This is a genomic window from Streptomyces candidus, from assembly GCF_014207445.1.
Lineage (GTDB): Bacteria > Actinomycetota > Actinomycetes > Streptomycetales > Streptomycetaceae > Streptomyces > Streptomyces candidus.
On sequence record NZ_JACHEM010000001.1, the window covers coordinates 392,198 to 409,757 of the forward strand.

The 17,560-nt window shown below is 72.6% G+C and carries 17 protein-coding genes and 1 pseudogene; 11 read left to right on the top strand and 7 right to left on the bottom strand.

What is annotated here, in order from left to right:
* On the bottom strand, positions 1-243 hold the full coding sequence (locus HNQ79_RS01645; protein WP_185025996.1) for a hypothetical protein: 243 nt from the start codon (positions 241-243) through the stop codon (positions 1-3).
* A gap of 88 nt (positions 244-331) precedes the next feature.
* On the opposite strand from HNQ79_RS01645, the gene map reads away from it, so the two are divergent.
* Positions 332-1,189, top strand: coding sequence for a type I methionyl aminopeptidase (gene map / locus HNQ79_RS01650; RefSeq protein WP_185025998.1), 858 nt, complete (start codon positions 332-334; stop codon positions 1,187-1,189).
* A gap of 155 nt (positions 1,190-1,344) precedes the next feature.
* Entirely contained in the window at positions 1,345-1,995 is a 651-nt protein-coding gene (locus HNQ79_RS01655; protein ID WP_185026000.1) for a biliverdin-producing heme oxygenase, read from the top strand.
* A gap of 107 nt (positions 1,996-2,102) precedes the next feature.
* On the opposite strand, the gene HNQ79_RS01660 is transcribed toward HNQ79_RS01655, so the two are convergent.
* Positions 2,103-2,870, bottom strand: coding sequence for a PhzF family phenazine biosynthesis protein (locus HNQ79_RS01660; protein ID WP_185026002.1), 768 nt, complete (start codon positions 2,868-2,870; stop codon positions 2,103-2,105).
* Positions 2,871-3,057: 187 nt separating this feature from the next.
* Between HNQ79_RS01660 and HNQ79_RS01665 the strand changes: the two genes are divergently transcribed.
* Positions 3,058-4,101, top strand: a complete 1,044-nt coding sequence (locus HNQ79_RS01665) for an SCO2278 family lipoprotein (RefSeq protein ID WP_229923148.1) — start codon at positions 3,058-3,060, stop codon at positions 4,099-4,101.
* A 22-nt stretch (positions 4,102-4,123) separates the two neighbouring features.
* On the opposite strand, the gene HNQ79_RS01670 is transcribed toward HNQ79_RS01665, so the two are convergent.
* Positions 4,124-4,954 (bottom strand): bifunctional DNA primase/polymerase, encoded by an 831-nt coding sequence (locus tag HNQ79_RS01670; RefSeq protein ID WP_185026004.1) that lies wholly within the window; start codon positions 4,952-4,954, stop codon positions 4,124-4,126.
* Between the two features lie 128 nt (positions 4,955-5,082).
* Positions 5,083-5,697 carry a TetR/AcrR family transcriptional regulator gene (locus tag HNQ79_RS01675; protein ID WP_185026006.1) on the bottom strand — a complete coding sequence of 205 codons (615 nt, stop codon included), beginning with the start codon at positions 5,695-5,697 and terminating at the stop codon, positions 5,083-5,085.
* A gap of 203 nt (positions 5,698-5,900) precedes the next feature.
* On the opposite strand from HNQ79_RS01675, the gene ddaH reads away from it, so the two are divergent.
* On the top strand, positions 5,901-6,785 hold the full coding sequence (gene ddaH, locus HNQ79_RS01680; RefSeq protein WP_373312421.1) for a dimethylargininase: 885 nt from the start codon (positions 5,901-5,903) through the stop codon (positions 6,783-6,785).
* Between the two features lie 22 nt (positions 6,786-6,807).
* Here the strand turns inward: ddaH and HNQ79_RS01685 are convergent, their stop codons facing one another.
* Positions 6,808-7,905: a small ribosomal subunit Rsm22 family protein gene (locus HNQ79_RS01685; RefSeq protein ID WP_185026008.1), complete on the bottom strand. Its 1,098-nt coding sequence runs from the start codon at positions 7,903-7,905 to the stop codon at positions 6,808-6,810.
* A 99-nt stretch (positions 7,906-8,004) separates the two neighbouring features.
* Between HNQ79_RS01685 and HNQ79_RS01690 the strand changes: the two genes are divergently transcribed.
* Both HNQ79_RS01690 and HNQ79_RS01695 read left to right on the top strand, forming a co-directional pair.
* The gene (locus HNQ79_RS01690) at positions 8,005-9,354 is read left to right on the top strand and encodes a hypothetical protein (RefSeq protein ID WP_229923147.1); all 1,350 of its coding nucleotides are present in this window, start codon (positions 8,005-8,007) and stop codon (positions 9,352-9,354) included.
* A gap of 131 nt (positions 9,355-9,485) precedes the next feature.
* Positions 9,486-9,860 (top strand): hypothetical protein, encoded by a 375-nt coding sequence (locus HNQ79_RS01695; RefSeq protein WP_185026010.1) that lies wholly within the window; start codon positions 9,486-9,488, stop codon positions 9,858-9,860.
* Between the two features lie 92 nt (positions 9,861-9,952).
* Here HNQ79_RS01695 and HNQ79_RS01700 read toward each other — a convergent pair whose 3' ends face one another.
* The gene (locus HNQ79_RS01700; RefSeq protein ID WP_229923183.1) at positions 9,953-11,464 is read right to left on the bottom strand and encodes a Bcr/CflA family multidrug efflux MFS transporter; all 1,512 of its coding nucleotides are present in this window, start codon (positions 11,462-11,464) and stop codon (positions 9,953-9,955) included.
* Between the two features lie 93 nt (positions 11,465-11,557).
* Between HNQ79_RS01700 and HNQ79_RS01705 the strand changes: the two are divergent.
* The 3 genes and pseudogenes from HNQ79_RS01705 (at position 11,558) to HNQ79_RS01715 (ending at position 14,021) form a co-directional block, all read left to right on the top strand.
* Positions 11,558-12,156, top strand: a pseudogene (locus tag HNQ79_RS01705) (Gfo/Idh/MocA family protein).
* A gap of 108 nt (positions 12,157-12,264) precedes the next feature.
* Positions 12,265-13,062 carry an SDR family oxidoreductase gene (locus HNQ79_RS01710; RefSeq protein WP_185026012.1) on the top strand — a complete coding sequence of 266 codons (798 nt, stop codon included), beginning with the start codon at positions 12,265-12,267 and terminating at the stop codon, positions 13,060-13,062.
* An 89-nt stretch (positions 13,063-13,151) separates the two neighbouring features.
* On the top strand, positions 13,152-14,021 hold the full coding sequence (locus tag HNQ79_RS01715) for a PhzF family protein (protein ID WP_185026014.1): 870 nt from the start codon (positions 13,152-13,154) through the stop codon (positions 14,019-14,021).
* A gap of 14 nt (positions 14,022-14,035) precedes the next feature.
* On the opposite strand, the gene HNQ79_RS33415 is transcribed toward HNQ79_RS01715, so the two are convergent.
* The gene (locus HNQ79_RS33415) at positions 14,036-14,191 is read right to left on the bottom strand and encodes a hypothetical protein (RefSeq protein WP_185026016.1); all 156 of its coding nucleotides are present in this window, start codon (positions 14,189-14,191) and stop codon (positions 14,036-14,038) included.
* 100 nt (positions 14,192-14,291) lie between these two features.
* Between HNQ79_RS33415 and HNQ79_RS01725 the strand changes: the two genes are divergently transcribed.
* Both HNQ79_RS01725 and HNQ79_RS01730 read left to right on the top strand, forming a co-directional pair.
* Positions 14,292-15,278 carry an ALF repeat-containing protein gene (locus HNQ79_RS01725; protein WP_185026018.1) on the top strand — a complete coding sequence of 329 codons (987 nt, stop codon included), beginning with the start codon at positions 14,292-14,294 and terminating at the stop codon, positions 15,276-15,278.
* Positions 15,279-16,769: 1,491 nt separating this feature from the next.
* Positions 16,770-17,276 (top strand): DUF5949 family protein, encoded by a 507-nt coding sequence (locus HNQ79_RS01730; RefSeq protein ID WP_221507175.1) that lies wholly within the window; start codon positions 16,770-16,772, stop codon positions 17,274-17,276.
* Positions 17,277-17,560 lie beyond the last annotated feature (284 nt).

The following is a 17,560-nucleotide window of genomic DNA, read 5'->3' on the forward strand; positions in this document are numbered from 1 at the left end:
TCAGGCGTCCGCGTCGCCCCGGCCCGCGTCCTTGTCGCCCTTGTCGTGCCACTTCGGGTCGTTCTCCCACTCCAGGTTGCGTTCGGCGGCCCGGTCCATGGCGTGCTGGGCCTCCTCGCGGCTGCCGTACGGCCCGAAGCGGTTCTGGGCGGGACACTGCGGGCCCTCCTCCACGGTCTTGTGCTCCAGGCAGTAGAACCACTCGCCGGCCTTGCCGGTGGTGCGTCGCTTGAACAGGGCCATCGTCGTGTCTCCTCGCTTCGCCGGCCGCTCGTCGCGCGGGCGTCTCTGTCGCCATAGTGCCCCCGAGTGGCTGGCTAGACTCGTCCGTATGTCTGGCCAGTCGCTGCTCGTACCAGGGGAGCTCTCTCCCACCCGTTCCGTCCCCGGCAACATCCGGCGCCCCGAGTACGTCGGGAAACCCGCGCCGACGCCCTACACAGGGCCCGAGGTCCAGGACTCCGACACCATCGAGCGGATGCGCGTCGCGGGCCGCGTGGCCGCCCGTGCGATGGAGGAGGCCGCCAAGCACATCGCGCCCGGCGTGACCACCGACGAGCTCGACCGGGTCGCGCACGAGTACATGGTGGACCACGGGGCGTACCCCTCGACCCTCGGCTACCGGGGCTACCCGAAGTCGCTGTGCAGCTCCGTCAACGAGGTCATCTGCCACGGCATCCCCGACTCGACCGTCCTCAAGGACGGCGACATCGTGAACCTCGACGTCACGGCCTACCTCAACGGCGTGCACGGCGACAACAACGCCACCTACCTCTGCGGCGACGTCGACGAGGAGTCGAAGCTGCTCGTCGAGCGGACCCGCGAGTCCCTCAACCGCGCCATCAAGGCGGTCCGTCCGGGCCGTCAGATCAACGTCATCGGCCGCGTCATCGAGTCGTACGCCAAACGCTTCGGCTACGGCGTCGTGCGGGACTTCACCGGCCACGGCATCAACACGTCCTTCCACAGCGGCCTGATCGTGCCGCACTACGACAGCCCGCACGCGACGACCGTGATGCAGCCCGGCATGACGTTCACGATCGAGCCGATGCTGACGCTGGGCACGCACGAGTACGACATGTGGGACGACGGCTGGACGGTCGTCACCAAGGACCGCAAGCGCACCGCCCAGTTCGAGCACACGCTGGTGGTGACGGAGACCGGGGCGGACATCCTCACGCTTCCGTAGCCGGCGGTGGGGTTCGGACCTCCGCACTTTTTACCGACAGCGCGTCGGGAACCGGTTGACTTAGGTAAGCCTAAGCAGCGAGGATCGGTGGTGGCGGGTGCCACTGCTGCCACCACCGCTCTTGACCCGGCCCCTTCTGTCCCCGGAGGTCCGCTTTGGACACCCCTTTCTCCACCCAGATCCGTGTCGCCTCGCACGAGCAGCACACGGAGGCGGAGACCTCGACGTTCATGAGCGACCTCCTCGGCGGCAAGCTCGGCGTGGACGCGTACACGCGCTACACGGAGCAGCTGTGGTTCGTCTACAAGGCCCTTGAGGACGCCGCCGCTTCACTCGCGGACGACCCGGTGGCCGGCCCCTTCATACAGCCCGAGCTGATGCGCGTCGCCGAACTGGAACGCGACCTCGCACACCTGCGCGGCGCCGACTGGCGCGAGGTCCTCGTCGCCCTCCCTGCCACAGCGGCCTACGCGGCACGTGTCACCGAGTGCGCTGCCACCTGGCCCGGCGGTTACGTGGCCCACCACTACACCCGCTACCTCGGCGACCTCTCCGGCGGTCAGATCATTCGCGACAAGGCCGAGAAGACCTGGGGCTTCGCCCGCAAGGGCGACGGCGTGCGCTTCTACGTCTTCGAGGGCGTCGCCAACCCGGCCGCGTTCAAGCGGAATTATCGGGAGCTGCTGGACGCCGTACCGGCGGACGAGCTCGAAAAGAAGCGCATCATCGAGGAGTGCAAGCGTGCCTTCGACTACAACGGGGCGGTGTTCAGGGAGCTGGGCGGCGAGTTCCCGCTCAGCGCATAGCTGCTGACCAGCTGTCAGTGATGTGAGAGGTGCGCGCCGGAGTCGGCGCGAACCCCTCGGCCGCGGCTCGGTGCGGGCCCCTCGGCCGTGGAACCGCGTCACCTCGCCTACGGAAAGGCCCGCGCGCGCGGACCGGCTCCGACCGCGCGTGCCTCTCCGGCGGCCCCGAGCCCCTTGCCGGCCACGGCTGCTCCGGCCGGCCCACCGGCCCGCGCCGTCCCGGCGAACCGGACCCGGCCGCCCAGTTCGATCAGGCCGTCCGGGCCCGGGGCGGTGAGAAGCTGCGAGCCCCTCCCCTGCCGGATGTTGAGGGCGCGGCCGAGCCGGGCGGTGAGCAGAAGCGCGGCGGCCCCCGTCGCCTCGTCCTCCACGATGCAGTCGCCGCGCCGCGGGAAGGCACGCGCCCGCACCCGCCCGGCGGCCTCGTCCTCCCAGGCCCATGCGTACAGCCATCCCTCGCCCGGCGGCGGCGCGGGCAGCGCCTCCACCTCGGCTGCGGACCCGTACCGCCGCAGCGTGCGCGGCGGCGCCCACTCCGCACGCGCGGCGATCCAGGTGAACTCGCCGTCCTGACGGGCGAACACGTCGCCGACGGCCAGTTCGAGCACCTCGATGTCGAGCAGCCAGGCGACGCCGACGAGGGGGTGCCCGGCGAAGGGGAGGCCGAGGGTGGGCGTGCGGATGTCGACGACCCCACGCTCGGGATCGTCCACGAACACCGTCTCGCTGTAGCCGAGTTCCCGTGCGTACGCCTGGCGGGAGGCGGGGTCCGGGTGGGTGCGGGGGGCGTTCCGTACAACAGCGAGGGTGTTGCCGTGGTGGCCGGCGGGACCACAGAAGACTTGGAGGAGGTCGAGATCGTTCACGGTCGGCATCTAAGCACGGTGCGACTCGACGGCAAGGCCCCTGACCTGAGCCCCCCTTGGGCAGCGGGGCCTCCGCCCTGCCAGAGCCCGCGGGGAGCTGACCCGTACCCGGTCCCCGTGCCCGTGCCGTTCTTCGCCCCGGTAGGGTTCCGGTCGTCGGTGACGGCCGGTACCACGGAGACACAGAAGGCACCACATGGGAACGCGCACGCGGAGCACTCGGAGACCGAAGCGGCGCACGGCCGCGTCGGCGACGCTGGCCCTGGCCCTCGCGCTGACGGCGAGCGGGTGCGTGACGGTGCACGGCGAGCTGGAGGTCGTCCCGGCGGCGACCCGGGCCGAAGCGGCCCAGGCGCTCAAGGACTTCACGGACGCCTACAACAAGGCCGACAAGGCGTACGACCCGGCCCTCGTCGCGGGCCGGGTCACCGGCGCGCTCGCCGCCATCAACCAGGCGGCGCTCAGGGCCCGCCGCCAGCAGAGCCCGGCCGGCAACCCGGGCCATCGCGAACTCGCCCTCGGCGACGCCCGTTTCCTCATACCGAAGAAGGCGGGCTGGCCGCGCTGGTTCGTCGCGGACACCGACAGCAACCGCGACACCGACCGCACGCAGGACGGCGGCGGCACGGGTGCCGACTCGCGCTGGCTGATCGTCTTCGTCCGGGGTGGCGCGGACCAACTCTGGGAGGCCTCCCACCTGTTGACGCTGCCCGTCGGCAAGGTCCCGGACTTCGCCGTCGACCCCGACGGCTTCGCGAAAGCCGTCCCGCCGGACGGCAGGGGTCCGGCGACGCCGCCGGGGGAACTGAGCCGGGCCTACGCCTCGTACCTCCAGCGCGGCGGCGGGCAGGGGGGCGCCGCCTTCACGCCCGGCCCGTACACCACCGCCTGGCTCGCCCAGCGCAAGCAGGCCTCGCAGCGCGTCGGCCGGTCCATGCAGTACCTCGACCAGCCGCTGGACACGGGAGTGTTCGCCCCGGTGGCGCTGGCCACCGCCGACGGCGGCGCGTTCGTCTTCTTCGCCACCCGGCACTTCGAGAAGCAGACGGCGGCGCCCGGCGTCCCGCTGCTGGACCTGAACGCGGACGTACGGGCCCTCATGACCGGCACCCCGAGGTCGTCCCTGCTGAAGGAACGGGTGGCGAGCCAGGTGGCGCTGGTGCCGGAGCGGGGCGCCGCCGGGACCGGGGTGGACCTCCAGTCCCGGGTGCAGGGCCTGGTGTCGGCGCAGGGGTCGTGACTTCCCCGCCGCGCACGGCGGTTCAGCGGCCGAGGGGCCAGGCCACCGCGTGCGGGTCGGCGTCCGAGCCCGCCTCGTCGGCGGCGGCGACGTACCGGGCGCAGGCGTCGGTGAGGGTCTCCAGCAGGGTCAGCGGGTCGGGCAGCTGGTGTTCGAGGCCGCGCTCCCAGTGCACGTCCAGCTCACCGGGCAGCCGTGCCGGGGGCACCAGGACGTAGCTGCCCCGGCAGTGCCACCGCAGGCCCGGATGCTCGTCCATGGTCTCGGGATGGCAGTCCAGCTCGCACGGCCACCACTCGTCCTCGTCCTCGGGGGTGCCGCGGGTCGCGGTGAAGAACAGCATCCGGGCGTCCGCCCCGCTGCCGCCCTCGCCAAAGACCGCCACCGGGCCGACCTCGACACCGGCCTCCAGCAGCCGCTCCAACGCACTGCGACCGGCCTCCAGCGGAACGTCCAGGACGTCGTGGACCATGCCGGTCGCGGTGATGAAGTTGGCCTGCGGATGGGTGTTCGCCCAGCGTTCGATCTGTGCGCGGTCGGTGGTCGACTGAGTCTGCCAGGCGAAGGACACCGGATGCCGGGCGGGCGTAGGACAGCCCACCCGCTCGCAGGAACAGCGGTAGGCGACGGGGTAGGCGGCCGGGGCCAGCGGGAGCCCGGCCGCCGCGGCGGCCCGCAGCAGCTCCAGCCGGTCCGCGCCGGGGTCGGTGACGGGCCTGTTCCCGGCCCGGCGGCGCAGCCACTGGGCGATCCGGCCCTCGACGCCGAACGCACCGGACGGTTTCGCCTCTCCGGCCGACTTCGCTGCTCCGGACGATTTGGCTGCTCCGGACGAATAAGACTCCGCGCCCATCTGGCTCCTCACCCTCAACGTCGGCCCCCGGCGGTCCCCACCATGCTCGCACCATCCTGCGCCCCGGGTGGCCGGTGTCCGCATCCGGGGTCCCCGCGGGAGCCGGGCGGGGCACCGGGCCGGGCCGCTCAGCGCGGGGCGAGGCCGTTCAGCGCGTAGTCGACGAGCCGGTCGGCGTACGCGTGCGTGAGGGGGGCGGTGCGCAGCAGCCAGCGGTGGGTGAGCGGCCCGGTGAACAGTTCCAGGGCGGTCTCGGGGTCGACGTCGGCCCGTACGTGCCCCGCCTCGCGGGCGGCGACGAGCCGGTCCACGTACAGCTGGAGGGCGGGGCGCAGCAGGGTGTCGACGTAGCGGGAGCCCAGTTCGGCGTCGACGATGCCTTCGGCGGTCAGGGCGCGGGTGGGGATGTCGTACTTGGGGTCGACGAGTTCGTCGACGGTCGCGCGCAGGACGCGCCTGAGGTCGGCCGCGAGGTCGCCGGTGTCGGGAATGGCCTGCGCGGTCTCGCCGAGTGCGTCGGCGGCCTGCTGGTTGAGGTCCACGAAGGCCTCCAGCAGGACGGCCGCCTTGGAGGGCCACCACCGGTAGATGGTCTGCTTGCCGACTCCGGCGCGGGCGGCGATGCCCTCGATGGTCGTCCGCTGGTAGCCGACCTCGCCGACGAGGGCGAGGGCGGCGTCGTAGATCGCCCGCCGGGAGCGCTCGCTGCGGCGGGTGGAGTCGGGGGTCCTGGTGTCTGCCATGGACGCAATCTACCAGCTCGACGAGACGATACGTCTCGCGTGTGGTGTTTCACAGCGGCCTCCCCCGCCCCAGGGGTCGCGCACGCACGTGGTGCGGCCCAATCCACCCTTTCGATGCACAGCACAAATCGCTCCCCACCCCCGACCATGGGCACACGGCCGCCACATCCCGTGCCCGGCCACCCCTCAGTGAGGAGCCCTCATTGACTCCACGCATTCGTGACTGCGCGCCCCGCCGCTACCTGATGTGTCCTCCGGAGCACTTCAGGGTCACGTACTCCATCAACCCCTGGATGGACCCCGCCAAGCCCGTCGAACTCCCCCTGGCGCTCGCCCAGTGGGAGGACCTCCGCGACCGCTACCTCTCCCTCGGCCACACCGTGGAACTCCTCGCCCCCCGCCCGGACCTGCCCGACATGGTCTTCGCCGCGAACGGCGCGACCGTCGTCGACGGCCGTGTCCTGGGCTCCCGGTTCGCCTACGCGGAGCGCACCCCCGAGGCCGAGGCCCACCGCGCGTGGTTCCGCGCCCACGGCTTCACCGACCTCCGCGAGCCGGAACACGTCAACGAGGGCGAGGGCGACTTCGCCGTCACCGCGTCCTGGCTGCTGGCCGGGCGCGGTTTCCGCTCCACCTCCGCCGCCCACGACGAGGCGCAGGAGTTCTTCGGCCGGCCGGTCATCGGCCTCGACCTCGTGGACCCCCGCTACTACCACCTGGACACGGCGCTCGCCGTGCTCGACGACCGCACGGACGAGGTCATGTACTACCCGGGGGCGTTCTCCCCGGGCAGCCGGGCGGTCCTGGCCCGCCTCTTCCCGGACGCCGTGATCGCCGAGGAGGCGGACGCCGCGGCACTGGGCCTCAACGCGGTGAGCGACGGCCGGCACGTCCTGCTGCCGCAGGCGGCGGCCGGCCTCTTCGGACCGCTGCGCGCCCGCGGGTTCGAGCCGATCGGCATGGACCTCGGCGAACTCCTCAAGGGCGGCGGCAGCGTCAAGTGCTGCACCCAGGAACTGCGCCCCCACGCCCCCGGCCCGCGGCGGGCGGCTCCGGCACCACTCGCCCGGTCGGGGGCCGGCTCCTGAGGCCGGCGGACGGGACCCGGCCCTAGACCTCCCGGGAAGCACCCTGCGAAGAGCGCTCCGACGGGGGCGGCCACGCGTCGCCCCAGTCGGTGTCCCTGGCCGCCCGGTAGAGGTCCCCGTGCCGCTTCTTGGACACGTTCTCCCGTGCCAGTACGGGCTGCCGCCCGCTCTCGCCCTCGTCCCGCCGGCACAGCTCCAGCATCACCAGCCCCTTGCGGATCTGCGGCCTGCGCACCACCCGCCCGTCGACCGGCCGCGCGCCGACCACCGCGTCCCGCACCGCCACCACGTACGCGAACTTCTCGTCCTCGTACGGCAGCGAACCGCCCTTGACCTGCCGGTGCAGCGACGAGCGGCTGACCCGCGCCGAGAAGTGGCACCAGTCGGTGCCCTCCGGGTCCATCGGGCAGGCTCCCCCGTCCGGACACGGCGCGGCGATGCTCAGCCCGGCCGCGAGCAGCTGCTCCCGCGCGGCCAGCACCCGCCGGTACCCGTCCGGAGTGCCCGGCTCGACGACGACGACTGCCCCGGTCGCGGCGCGGGCCGCCTCCGCGACGAGGGTGGTCCGGTCGGCCGCGTCCAGTTCCTTCAGCACGTACGAGATCGTCACCAGCGCGCTGCCGCCGAGGCTGAGCGCCGCCCCGATCCGGGCCCGCTGCCACACCACGTCCCGCAGGGCCGGCGCCCCGGAGGCCTCCGCCAGCTCCCGGCCGAGCGTCAGCGCGGGATCGGCCCAGTCCAGCACGGTGCTGCGCTGCGTCCCCCACGCCTCGGACACCGCCCAGGTCGCCGCCCCGGTGCCGCCGCCGACGTCGGTGTGCGTGTCCGGCGTCCACGCCGGGGCCGCTTCCCGCAGGGCGCCGAGCGCCGACCGTACGGCCTCGAAGGTCGCGGGCATCCGGTACGCCGCGTAGGCGGCCACGTCGGAGCGGTCCCGGAGCACCGGGGCGTCGGTCGGGGTGGTCCCCCGGTAGTTGGCGATCAGCCGGTCGACGGCCTGGGCGGTCCGCTTGGGCCCCAGCCCGTCGAGCAGTCCGGCGAGGGCACCGCGCAGTACCTCCGAAGTGGCCCGCGGGACGGAGCCGGCGGCGGCGTGCGAGGTGGGGAGGGTGGCGTTCACCGGAAGAGTGTAGGGGGCAAAAAGGGACGTGAGGGAACTGCTGCGCGAGCAGGGGCAGTTGCATACGCTGGCAGCCGTTGACCATTCCTGGGGGGCACCGTGGGACAGCGGATCGTGCGCACCGCGCTGGTGGCCGGGGTGGCCGTACTGGCCCTCCTGCTGCTGCTCGCCGCCTACGGCGGCACCAAGGACTCCGCCGACGACAAGGGCGCCGGGGACGGCGCACGCGCCTCGTCCGCACCGGGCACGGGCACGCCCGCGCCCGTCCCCCGGCTCCTCGTCCCCGCGGCCTTCGACACCTCGAACGGCTGGCGGATCGCCGGCGGCTCGACGGAGTACGCCCTCGCGCAGTCGCCCGCCCTGGTCGCGCACGTGGAGCGTGCCGGGCCGGAGGATTTCGTGCTCCGCGCGTACGACGCGGACAGCGGAAGGACCGTCTGGACGGGCAGGCCGTGGCGCTCCCTGGCCGGCCCGGAGCACTTCCCCCGGCTGCTCACCGTCGTCAAGGGCGACCGGCGCTTCTTCGTGACCTGGTCGTACGGGAAGGTCAGCGGCTCGGACGCGCTGTCGACCGGGGACTCGGTCGTCGCCCTCGACGTGTACGAGGCCGGGAACGGCTCCCAGCGGCACCTGGACCTGCCCTGGACGGGCGTCCCGGTGGTCTCCGGCACGGGGCCCGGCATCCTGGTCACCGACGGCGCGGCGACGGCGACGGTCGTGGACCCGCTGACCCTGCAGCCCGCCTCCTTCGCGTCCCGGGACCTCGGCCACCCCAAGGGCTGCAAGAACTGCCGCACAAGCACCCAGGTGCGCGGCCTGACCGCGAAGGGGCTGCTGGTGAGCGGCCGGACGGAGTTCTGGGTACGGCCGACGGCCGGGAAAGCGGGCAAGGGCGGCTGGTACAGCGCGAAGGCCGCCCCCGGGGGAACGGACCCGGCGTCCGGGCTGCCGACCTCCCTCACCGCCTCCGGGCACGTCCTCGCCAAGTGGCAGATGAGGAAGCCGAGCGCCTGGGACCGGTGGGCGGTGCACGACGCGGACACCGGCAGGGTCCTGGCCACCGCCGACTGCCGCAAGCCCGCGATCGAGCCGGGCGAGTACCCGCAGGCGGTGACCGCGCCCGGCGGCCAGTACCTGGTCGCCGGGAACCTCGCCTTCGACCTGCGCACCCCCGTACCCAAGGGCGCGAAGACGGGACACTGCCTCCAGGAGCGGGCGGGCTCCAAGGCCGTCACCCTCGTCTCGGTCACCGACACGGGCCTGGCGTACGGCACCACCAGCCCCACCTCGGGCGGCGGCACCCCCGTCGAGGTCCCCCTCGCGACCGCGGTCCCGGCGGCCCTCGCGGACACCGCGCTGCTGCCGGAGGCGGAGGTCGCGGGCACGGGGCTGTTCCGCTGGACGGACCGCCAGGACCGCCCGTACCTGGTCGGCTACCGGCTCCGCTGAGGCACGCCCCGCCGCTGCCCGGGCCAACCGCGCACGAACGCCGCCTCGCGGCACGCCCGTACGAGCACTCCCGTACGAGCACTGACGTGCGAACCCTGGCGTACGGACGCCGACTCGGACACTCTGAGCGGATGTTGCTGCCGAGCGCACACGAACAGACCGAACTCATCGAGGTCGTCCGCATCTCCCCGGACGCCAACGACCCGCTGCCGAAGACCCTGGACGGCGAGGACGTCGCGATCTGGGAGGGCGACGAGGCCCGTGAAGTCCTCTCCCTGATCAAGGAACTGCCGGTCAGCAGGCCCGGCCAGACGTTCCTGCCGGGGTGGGGGCTGCGGGCGCACGGCCCGCGCGGCATGCTCTTCGAGTTCGCCTTCAGTTACGACTGCCACGCCGCCCGGGTGTGGGGACCCGCCGTGCCGCACAAGCAGGAGGGCCTCTACCCCTTCGACCCGGACAGTCCGCAGGCCGTCGAACTCCTGCGGCGCTTCAGGGCCTGCACCTGACCCGCCCCCGCACACGGGGCCGCCCCCGTACGGAGGGACGTCCGTACGGGGGCGGCATCACGCAGGCGGGAGGCGGCGGGCCTCCCGCTGGCTCACGCCTCCGGGCTCCGCTGCCAGGGGCGGCACAGCCCCAGGAAGCACCCGACGGCGAGCAGCGCGCACACCAGCTGCACGACCGCCATGGGGACGGCCGTCGCCTCGCCCGCGATGCCGACCAGCGGCGAGGCGACCGCCCCGACCAGGAACGACGACGTGCCGAGCAGGGCGGAGGCGGAACCGGCCGCGTGCGGGGTGCGCATCAGGGCCTGCGTGTTCGTGCTGGGCATGATCAGGCCCATCGCCGACATCAGCACGAACAGCCCGGCCGCGACCGGCCACAGCCCGACCTTCCCGAACACCCCGCTCGTCATCAGCAGCAGCGCCAGGCCGGCGAGGGTGATGACGGCGAGCCCGACCGCGAGCACCTTGTCCAGCCGGACCCGGCCGACCAGCAGCTTGCCGTTGATCTGGCCGACGGTGATCAGGCCGATGGAGTTGACGCCGAAGAGCAGGCTGAAGGTCTGCGGGGACGCCCCGTAGATCTCCTGCACGACGAACGGGGAGGCGCTGATGTACGCGAAGAGGACGGCGAAGGAGAGGCCGCCGGTGAGCATGTAGCCGGTGAAGACACGGTCGGCGAGCAGCCCCCTCATGGTGCGCAGGGCCTCCCCCACGCCGCCGGTGTGCCGCCGCTCCTGCGGCAGCGTCTCGTGCAGGTACTTGAACACGACGAGGGTAAGGGCCAGCCCGACGCCGGTCAGCACGTAGAAGACGCCGCGCCAGTCCGTCAGCCGCAGCACCTGGCCGCCGATGACGGGCGCGATCACGGGAGCGACACCGGAGATCAGCATCAGCGTGGCGAAGAACCGTGCCATCTCCACGCCGTCGTACATGTCACGCACCATCGCCCGCGCGATGACGATGCCCGCGGCTCCGGCGAGACCCTGCAACAGCCGGAATCCGATGAGGAGTTCGGCGTTGGGCGCGAAGGCGCAGATGGCGGTCGCGAGGACGTAGACGACCATGCCGACCAGCAGCGGGCGGCGACGCCCCAGCTTGTCGCTGAGCGGGCCGACGACGAGCTGGCCGAGCGCCATGCCGGCGAGGCAGGCGGTCAGGGTGAGCTGGATGGTGGCGGCGGGCGCACCGAGCGCCCTGGTGACCTCGGGCAGGGCCGGGAGGTACATGTCCATGGAGAGCGGCGGCAGCGCGGTGAGCCCGCCGAGGACGAGCGTGACGAGAAGGCTGGTCCGGCGGACCCCGGCTCCGGGAACGGCTGCCTTTCCCGCGCCGCCGGACGCGGACGTCTTCTCGGAACGCGCGGACGGGAACGCGGTGTCCGAGGGCGCGGATCCGGCGGGCACGGACGCGGAAGGATGTCCGCTCCCGGCGGACGCGGTCCTGGTGATCCCGGCGGTCCCGGCGGACACAGCAGGCCCGGCGGGCCCGGCGGGTCCGGCGGTGGCTGCGGTCGCCGATCCCGCCGCCGCCATCGCCTCCGCGCCCGCCCCGGGTATGTGGTCGCTCGCCGCCGTTCCCGCTTCCTGCTTGCCGCTCTCCGGCATCGTCACTCCCATTTCGTTGAATACCGACCTATGCTCTCAGCTCGTCCGGAGCGAACGGAACAGGCTTCCGGTAGGGGAGCGAAGGGCGGGGTGATCCGCAGCGGACCCATTCGCCGGGGAGTACTGGCCACCGGCCGGATCGCCTCGGCGTTCACCGCCGAGTTGCGGAAGATGCCGGACGCGGAGGTGGCGGCCGTCGCCTCCCGTACGCCGGAACGCGCGAAGGACTTCGCCGAACGTTTCGGCATTCCCCGGGCGTACGGGAGCTGGGCGGAACTCGCCGCCGACGACGATATCGACGTGGTCTACGTCGCCGGACCCCACACGGCCCACCGGGCGGCGGCCAGAATGTGCCTGGAGGCGGGCCGCGCGGTCATCTGCGAGAAGGCGTTCACCCTGAACGCGCCGGAGGCGGCGGAGTTAATCGCCATCGCCCGCGCCCACGACCGCTTCCTGATGGAAGCGATGTGGACTTCGCGTAGGCCGACTGCACGGGCGTGCGGGACGTCCCGCACGACAGCCTGCGCCACGAGGCGGCGGAGGTGATGCGCTGCCTGCGCGCGGGCGAGAGGGAGTCGCCGCTGGTCCCGCTGGACGGAGCCCACGCGGTGATGCGGACGCTGGACGCGGTACGGGAAAGGATCGGCGTCCGCTACCCGTCGGAGGCCGCCCCCGGGGCAGCGCAGGCCTGACCCGCGGGGCTGCCACCCCCACCGGGGCCGGCGCCGGGTGACTCCCCGTACGCCACATGCCGGACGGCCGGGACCCCGCCCCGTCGTCAGTGGCTACCCTCGCCCCCCATGAGCACTCAGACGCAGCAGGCGGACCAGACCCAGCGGGATCGGACGCGCGGGATCGCGCTGGTGACGGGCGCGGGCTCCGGCATCGGCCGGGCGGTGGCGGTGGAGCTGGCCTCGGCCGGCTGGACGGTGGCCCTCGCGGGCCGCCGCGAGGAGCCCCTGGCCCGGACGGCGGAACTCGCCGGAGCAGCGGGCGGCGACACCTTCGCCGTGCCCACCGACGTCTCGCACCCGGACGAGGTGAACGCCCTCTTCTCCGCCGTACAAGACCGCTGCGGCCGCCTCGACCTGCTCTTCAACAACGCGGGCACGTTCGGCCCGGCGAATACCCCCACCGAGCAACTCGCCTACCTGGACTGGCAGTCGGTCGTCCAGGTGAACATCACGGGCGCCTTCCTCTGCGCCCAGGCCGCCTACCGTCAGATGCGGTCCCAGTCCCCGCAGGGCGGCCGCATCATCAACAACGGGTCCCTCTCCGCCCACACCCCCCGCCCGCACTCCGTCGCCTACACCACCACCAAGCACGCCATGACGGGCCTCACCAAGTCCCTCTCCCTCGACGGCCGCCCGTACCGGATCGCGGTCGGCCAGATCGACATCGGCAACGCGGCCACCGACATGACGCAGCGCATGCAGACCGGCATCCTCCAGGCCAACGGCGAACTGGCGGCGGAACCCGTCATGGACGTCGCGGAGGTCGCCCGCACGGTCCGCCACATGGCTGCCCTCCCCCTGGAGGCGAACGTGCAGTTCGCGACGGTGATGGCGACGACCATGCCGTACGTGGGCCGGGGCTAGGGGTTCGGCCCGTCGGGCTCGTCCGGTGCGGCACGCCGTCGGGGCCCGCGCGGGGGAATGCCCGCCGCAACGGCCGGGTTGGGCGTGACATGACTACGCACACGCCCGAGGTCCTGCGCTACACCGCCTTCTCCGCCGACCCCTCCGGCGGGAACCCCGCCGGGGTCGTCCTGGACGCGTCCGCCCTGTCCGACGCCGAGATGCTCGCGGTCGCCGCCGAACTGGACTACAGCGAGACGGCCTTCCTGCTCCCGACGGACACCGAACTCACCTACCGCGTCCGCTACTTCAGCCCGCAGGCCGAGGTCCCGTTCTGCGGACACGCCACCGTCGCGACGGCCGTGGCACTGGGCGAGCGGCACGGCCCCGTCGACCTGGTCTTCGAGACGCAGGCGGGCACCGTCCCGGTCGCCGTCACGAAGTCCGGCGCCGACGGCTCCCCGTACGCGGTCCTCACCAGTGTCGCCCCGCACACCGAGCCGGTCGCCGACGCGGACGTGACGGAGGCCCTGGCGGCCCTGGACTGGCCCGCCGCCGACCTGGACCCGGCCGTGCCGCCCCGGATCGCGTACGCGGGGGCCCGCCACCTCATCCTCGCGGCGGCGACCCGCGCCCGCCTGGCGGACCTCTCGTACGACTTCGACCGTCTGGCCGCCCTCATGCACCGTCTGGACCTGACCACCCTCCAGCTGGTCCACCGCACCTCCGACACGGCCTTCCACGTCCGCGACCCGTTCCCGGTCGGCGGCGTGGTCGAGGACCCGGCGACGGGCGCGGCGGCGGCCGCTTTCGGTGCGTACGCACGGGAGCTCGGCCTGGTCGCCGAGGACGCCACCCTCACCCTTCACCAGGGCGACGACCTGGGCCGACCGGGGGTCCTGACGGTCGAACTGCGCGCGGGCGACCCCCGTATCCGCGTCGGCGGCACGGGAGCCCGCATCCCGGACCCGGCCGTCTGACCCTCGCGCAGCCCCTACGCCTGGCCCGTTTCGAAGCGTGTGACCTTCCCGCCGTCCACCACGAACTTCCATACGGTCCGCGTCGAGGCCCACGCGTCGTTGCGGTAGTCGACGCCGAGTTCCGTTCCGCCGCTCGCCTCCGACTCGACGCGTCCTCCGCACCTCGGCATCAACGACGGCAGGAACGCCTTGGGGCGGCGTAAAGGGAATGTGAAGTTCCTCGTACGATGTGGCCGACTGTTGATCATTTTGAGTACGTGGGGGAACCACATGAAGTTCAGGCGCATATCGACGCTCGTCGCGTCCGCCGCCATCGCACCGGCCGTGCTGCTGGCCTCTCCGGTGCACGCCGCCGAGACCGGGACGCCCGCCGTTTCCGCGCCCGACGCCGGGTCGAAGACGTCTGCGCAGCAGGCGGAGGAGGACCGCGTCGAGATCCTGCGCCTGTTGGGCGCCAAGGACGCGGGGCGGGGCCTCAAGGAGGCGGGTAGCAAGGCCATCGACGCTGGCCCGGCCGCCATGCGGGAGTTCCTGGAGAAGGGCCAGTTCGAGGTCCGCATCGTCGACAACCGGGTGCGGACCGGCCAGATCATGAGCACCGGCGGCCCGGCGGTGCGGGAGGCCGCGCAGAAGGCCCTCTCCGGCACGCCCGAGGACGTCCAGAAGTTCCTCGACAAGGGCCAGTTCGAAGCCCGCATCGTCGACAACCGGGTGCGGGCCACTCAGATCGCGAGCACCGGCGGCCCCGCCGTGAAGGAAGCCGCCAAGAAGGCGCTCCTGGGCACCCCCGAGGACGTCCAGGAATTCCTCGACAAGGGCCGGTTCGAGGCCCGCAAGCAGGACGAGGCCAACGCCGGCAAGGACAAGGACGAGGTCAAGCCCGTACCCGACGCCTCCAAAGAGGCCGACAAGGGCTCCGGCTCCGACAAGGGCACGGGCTCCGGCGCCGGTTCGGGCGAAGACGGCAAGACCGGGCCGGACGCCGACAAGGGCACCGGCCAGGGCACGGGCGGCGCCGGAAACACCGGCGGCACCGGCAGCACGGGCGACACCGTCGCCGACAAGGGCGACGCCGGCGACAAGCCGGTGACCGGCACGGACACGAACGGCCGGGCGACCGCGGCCGACGACACGTCCCTCGCCGCGACCGGCGCCGGTTCGGCGCTGCCGTGGGCCGCGGGCGCCACCGCGCTCGCCCTCGCGGGCGGTGCGGGCCTGCTGGTGGCCACGCGCCGCCGCCGCTCCGCCGAAGGCTGAGCCGACGCTCCACGAAGGACGGCCCCGACCGGAGAATCCATCCGGTCGGGGCCTTGGCGCGACCTCTCGCCCGTACGCGGGAACGGAGGCGGCAGACGGGTCGTGCCGCAGGCCGGCCGGGTTCGGTCGTCGCACCTGCTGACGGCGGCCGGTGGCAGTCGGGGTTCGTCCGGTACTGACCCGGCCCCGATGCAATCAGGGGCGCGCAGAGGACCGTTCAGAGGCACCTACTTTCCGAACCGGTCTCTGCGAGTTCCGGTGGGAGTCGCGGAGTGCTGTCTGTGGACTCCCCCGGACGCGCGCCCGTTCGAGTCACCGCCGGTCAGGGTGGAACACCTTCGACGCGGTGGGAGCCATCCGGCTGAGGACAATCGTGCGGACCTGCGTCATGCTCCTGCCGCGGAACCCTTCCCGCCATGCCGCACGACCGGGGGCCCGGGCCAAGACCGCCGAGGTCCGCAAGCCACCGGAACACCGCGACGCAAGGCGGCAAGGGCTCAATCAGTGACGACAGACCAACTGCAGCATTGGGACGACAATATCCATAACCGCTTTGGCCAACGGCAGGTGCCCGCTGAAAGCCGATCCGATGATTGTCGACCCGAACACCTCTTTCTCGCACAGCAGATGCGGCTGGCATACGGGTGACTTTCGTCGACGTCTGTGCCGGTGCGCGGTAATCTCGTAGCGGAACCTGTCAGGCGGAATTCACCAGCCGACGGCCCCTGCGCCGCGAATACCGCCATTCACGACGTACAGGTTTCGAGTTCCTCCTGCAGTATGAACAGTAACTGCGCTCCCCGGCCTTCTTCGGGCCAGGCAGCGCAGTTACTGTGTGCGGACGCATCCGGGGCCCAGCGGCCCCTACGAGCCGCGCATCTGGGAACGTCCGCCGTCCGCCTCACCCTTGCGGGACACTCCGGGGTGGTCGCCGGCGGGGGCGCAGGAAGGCTTCGCAGCCGCTGCCGGCAAACCGAGGTGCGGCATTGCGGTGACGCATGCTCGTCGAGCTTCCACAGACAGGACCTTCCGGGCGGACGCCGCAAGCCCGGCGGGCGGGCCGACGGTTGTGGGGTAGACGGCCGCGTGGAACTGCTCGGCGCCCCCGCCGCGCACCCTTGGGCACGCGGTCGGGCCTCCGAGGAGGGCGGGTCCTCTGGCGAGGGCCCGGTGCACTGCGTCCGTACGCCGTGTGGTCACGGACCGGAGGCCCTGCTGCGCTTCTCTCATCGCCCTTATGGCCACGAACACGGCCTGCGGACACGCCCTGCCTGGCGTGCAGGGCCGCACAGTGAGCGGCCCTGCACCACCCGGGGGCAGGTTCCCACCGCGGGCGTTCCGTGAACCGCATCCGGGGGGCAGGCGCTCCCGGCCGCGCGCGGCGGGGTACCGGGACCGTCACCCCGCAGAGGGAATCGCCGTCGCAGGAATAGGCTGAACGGGTGTAAGGAGCCGCGAAGCCCCATGAGGGCGCCACTAGCATCCGCGGACATGACCTCATCCACGGCCGTGAAGCCAGAACAGCAGCGTTCCCTCCTGGGTACCCTCATCATCATCCCGTGGGCCAACGAGCCCGCGACCGAAAACGGCGCCGTGACGCCATTTCTCCTGGTGTGTTCCCGAGGGGACGGCCGTGACGGGCCGGAAGCAGGCACGGAAGCGCTGCGGGCCGAACTGGCGAAGGCCGGTCTCTCGACCGGCGGCGCGGTCGAGGACCTCACGCGGACGTCTCGAAGTTCGATCTCGCTGCTGGTGGAGGCGGGCCAAGCGGTACTCAGCCTCCCCTTCCTGCACGTGCAGTGCCCGGTCTCCTCGGCGTGGCAGCAGGCGGCTCAGGAGAGCGGCCAGGCCTTCCTCATCTGCGCGACGCGCCCGTGGCCGGAGGCCGTGCAGGGCAAGGACGTCGGCGCGGAGCAACTGCGTGCCTTCGTCTCGGACGAACGAACAGTGCCGTCCAGCGTCCGTTGTCTCCTGCCGGTGCGCAGGGTACGTACCTGACGCACGAGGCGCAGTGGTGACTGGAACGGCGGTCCACTCCAGGACGCGCCGTTCCGGCTGTCATCCGGTTGCACCCGTAGGACGAAGCCACGGTGAACGCGGAAGGACTGCGCGGCACCCAACGCACGGTGCTCCGCCGGCACAAGCGGTGGACGGGACGGTGGGTACACGGACCAGGGGATGGCCGAGCTGTCGCAACGGCCCCCCGGTCCTGCCGGTCCTCAGCGGCCCCTGGTACCCGAATCCGGTCAAGACGTTATCGGCGGGAAACGATCCGGCCCCCG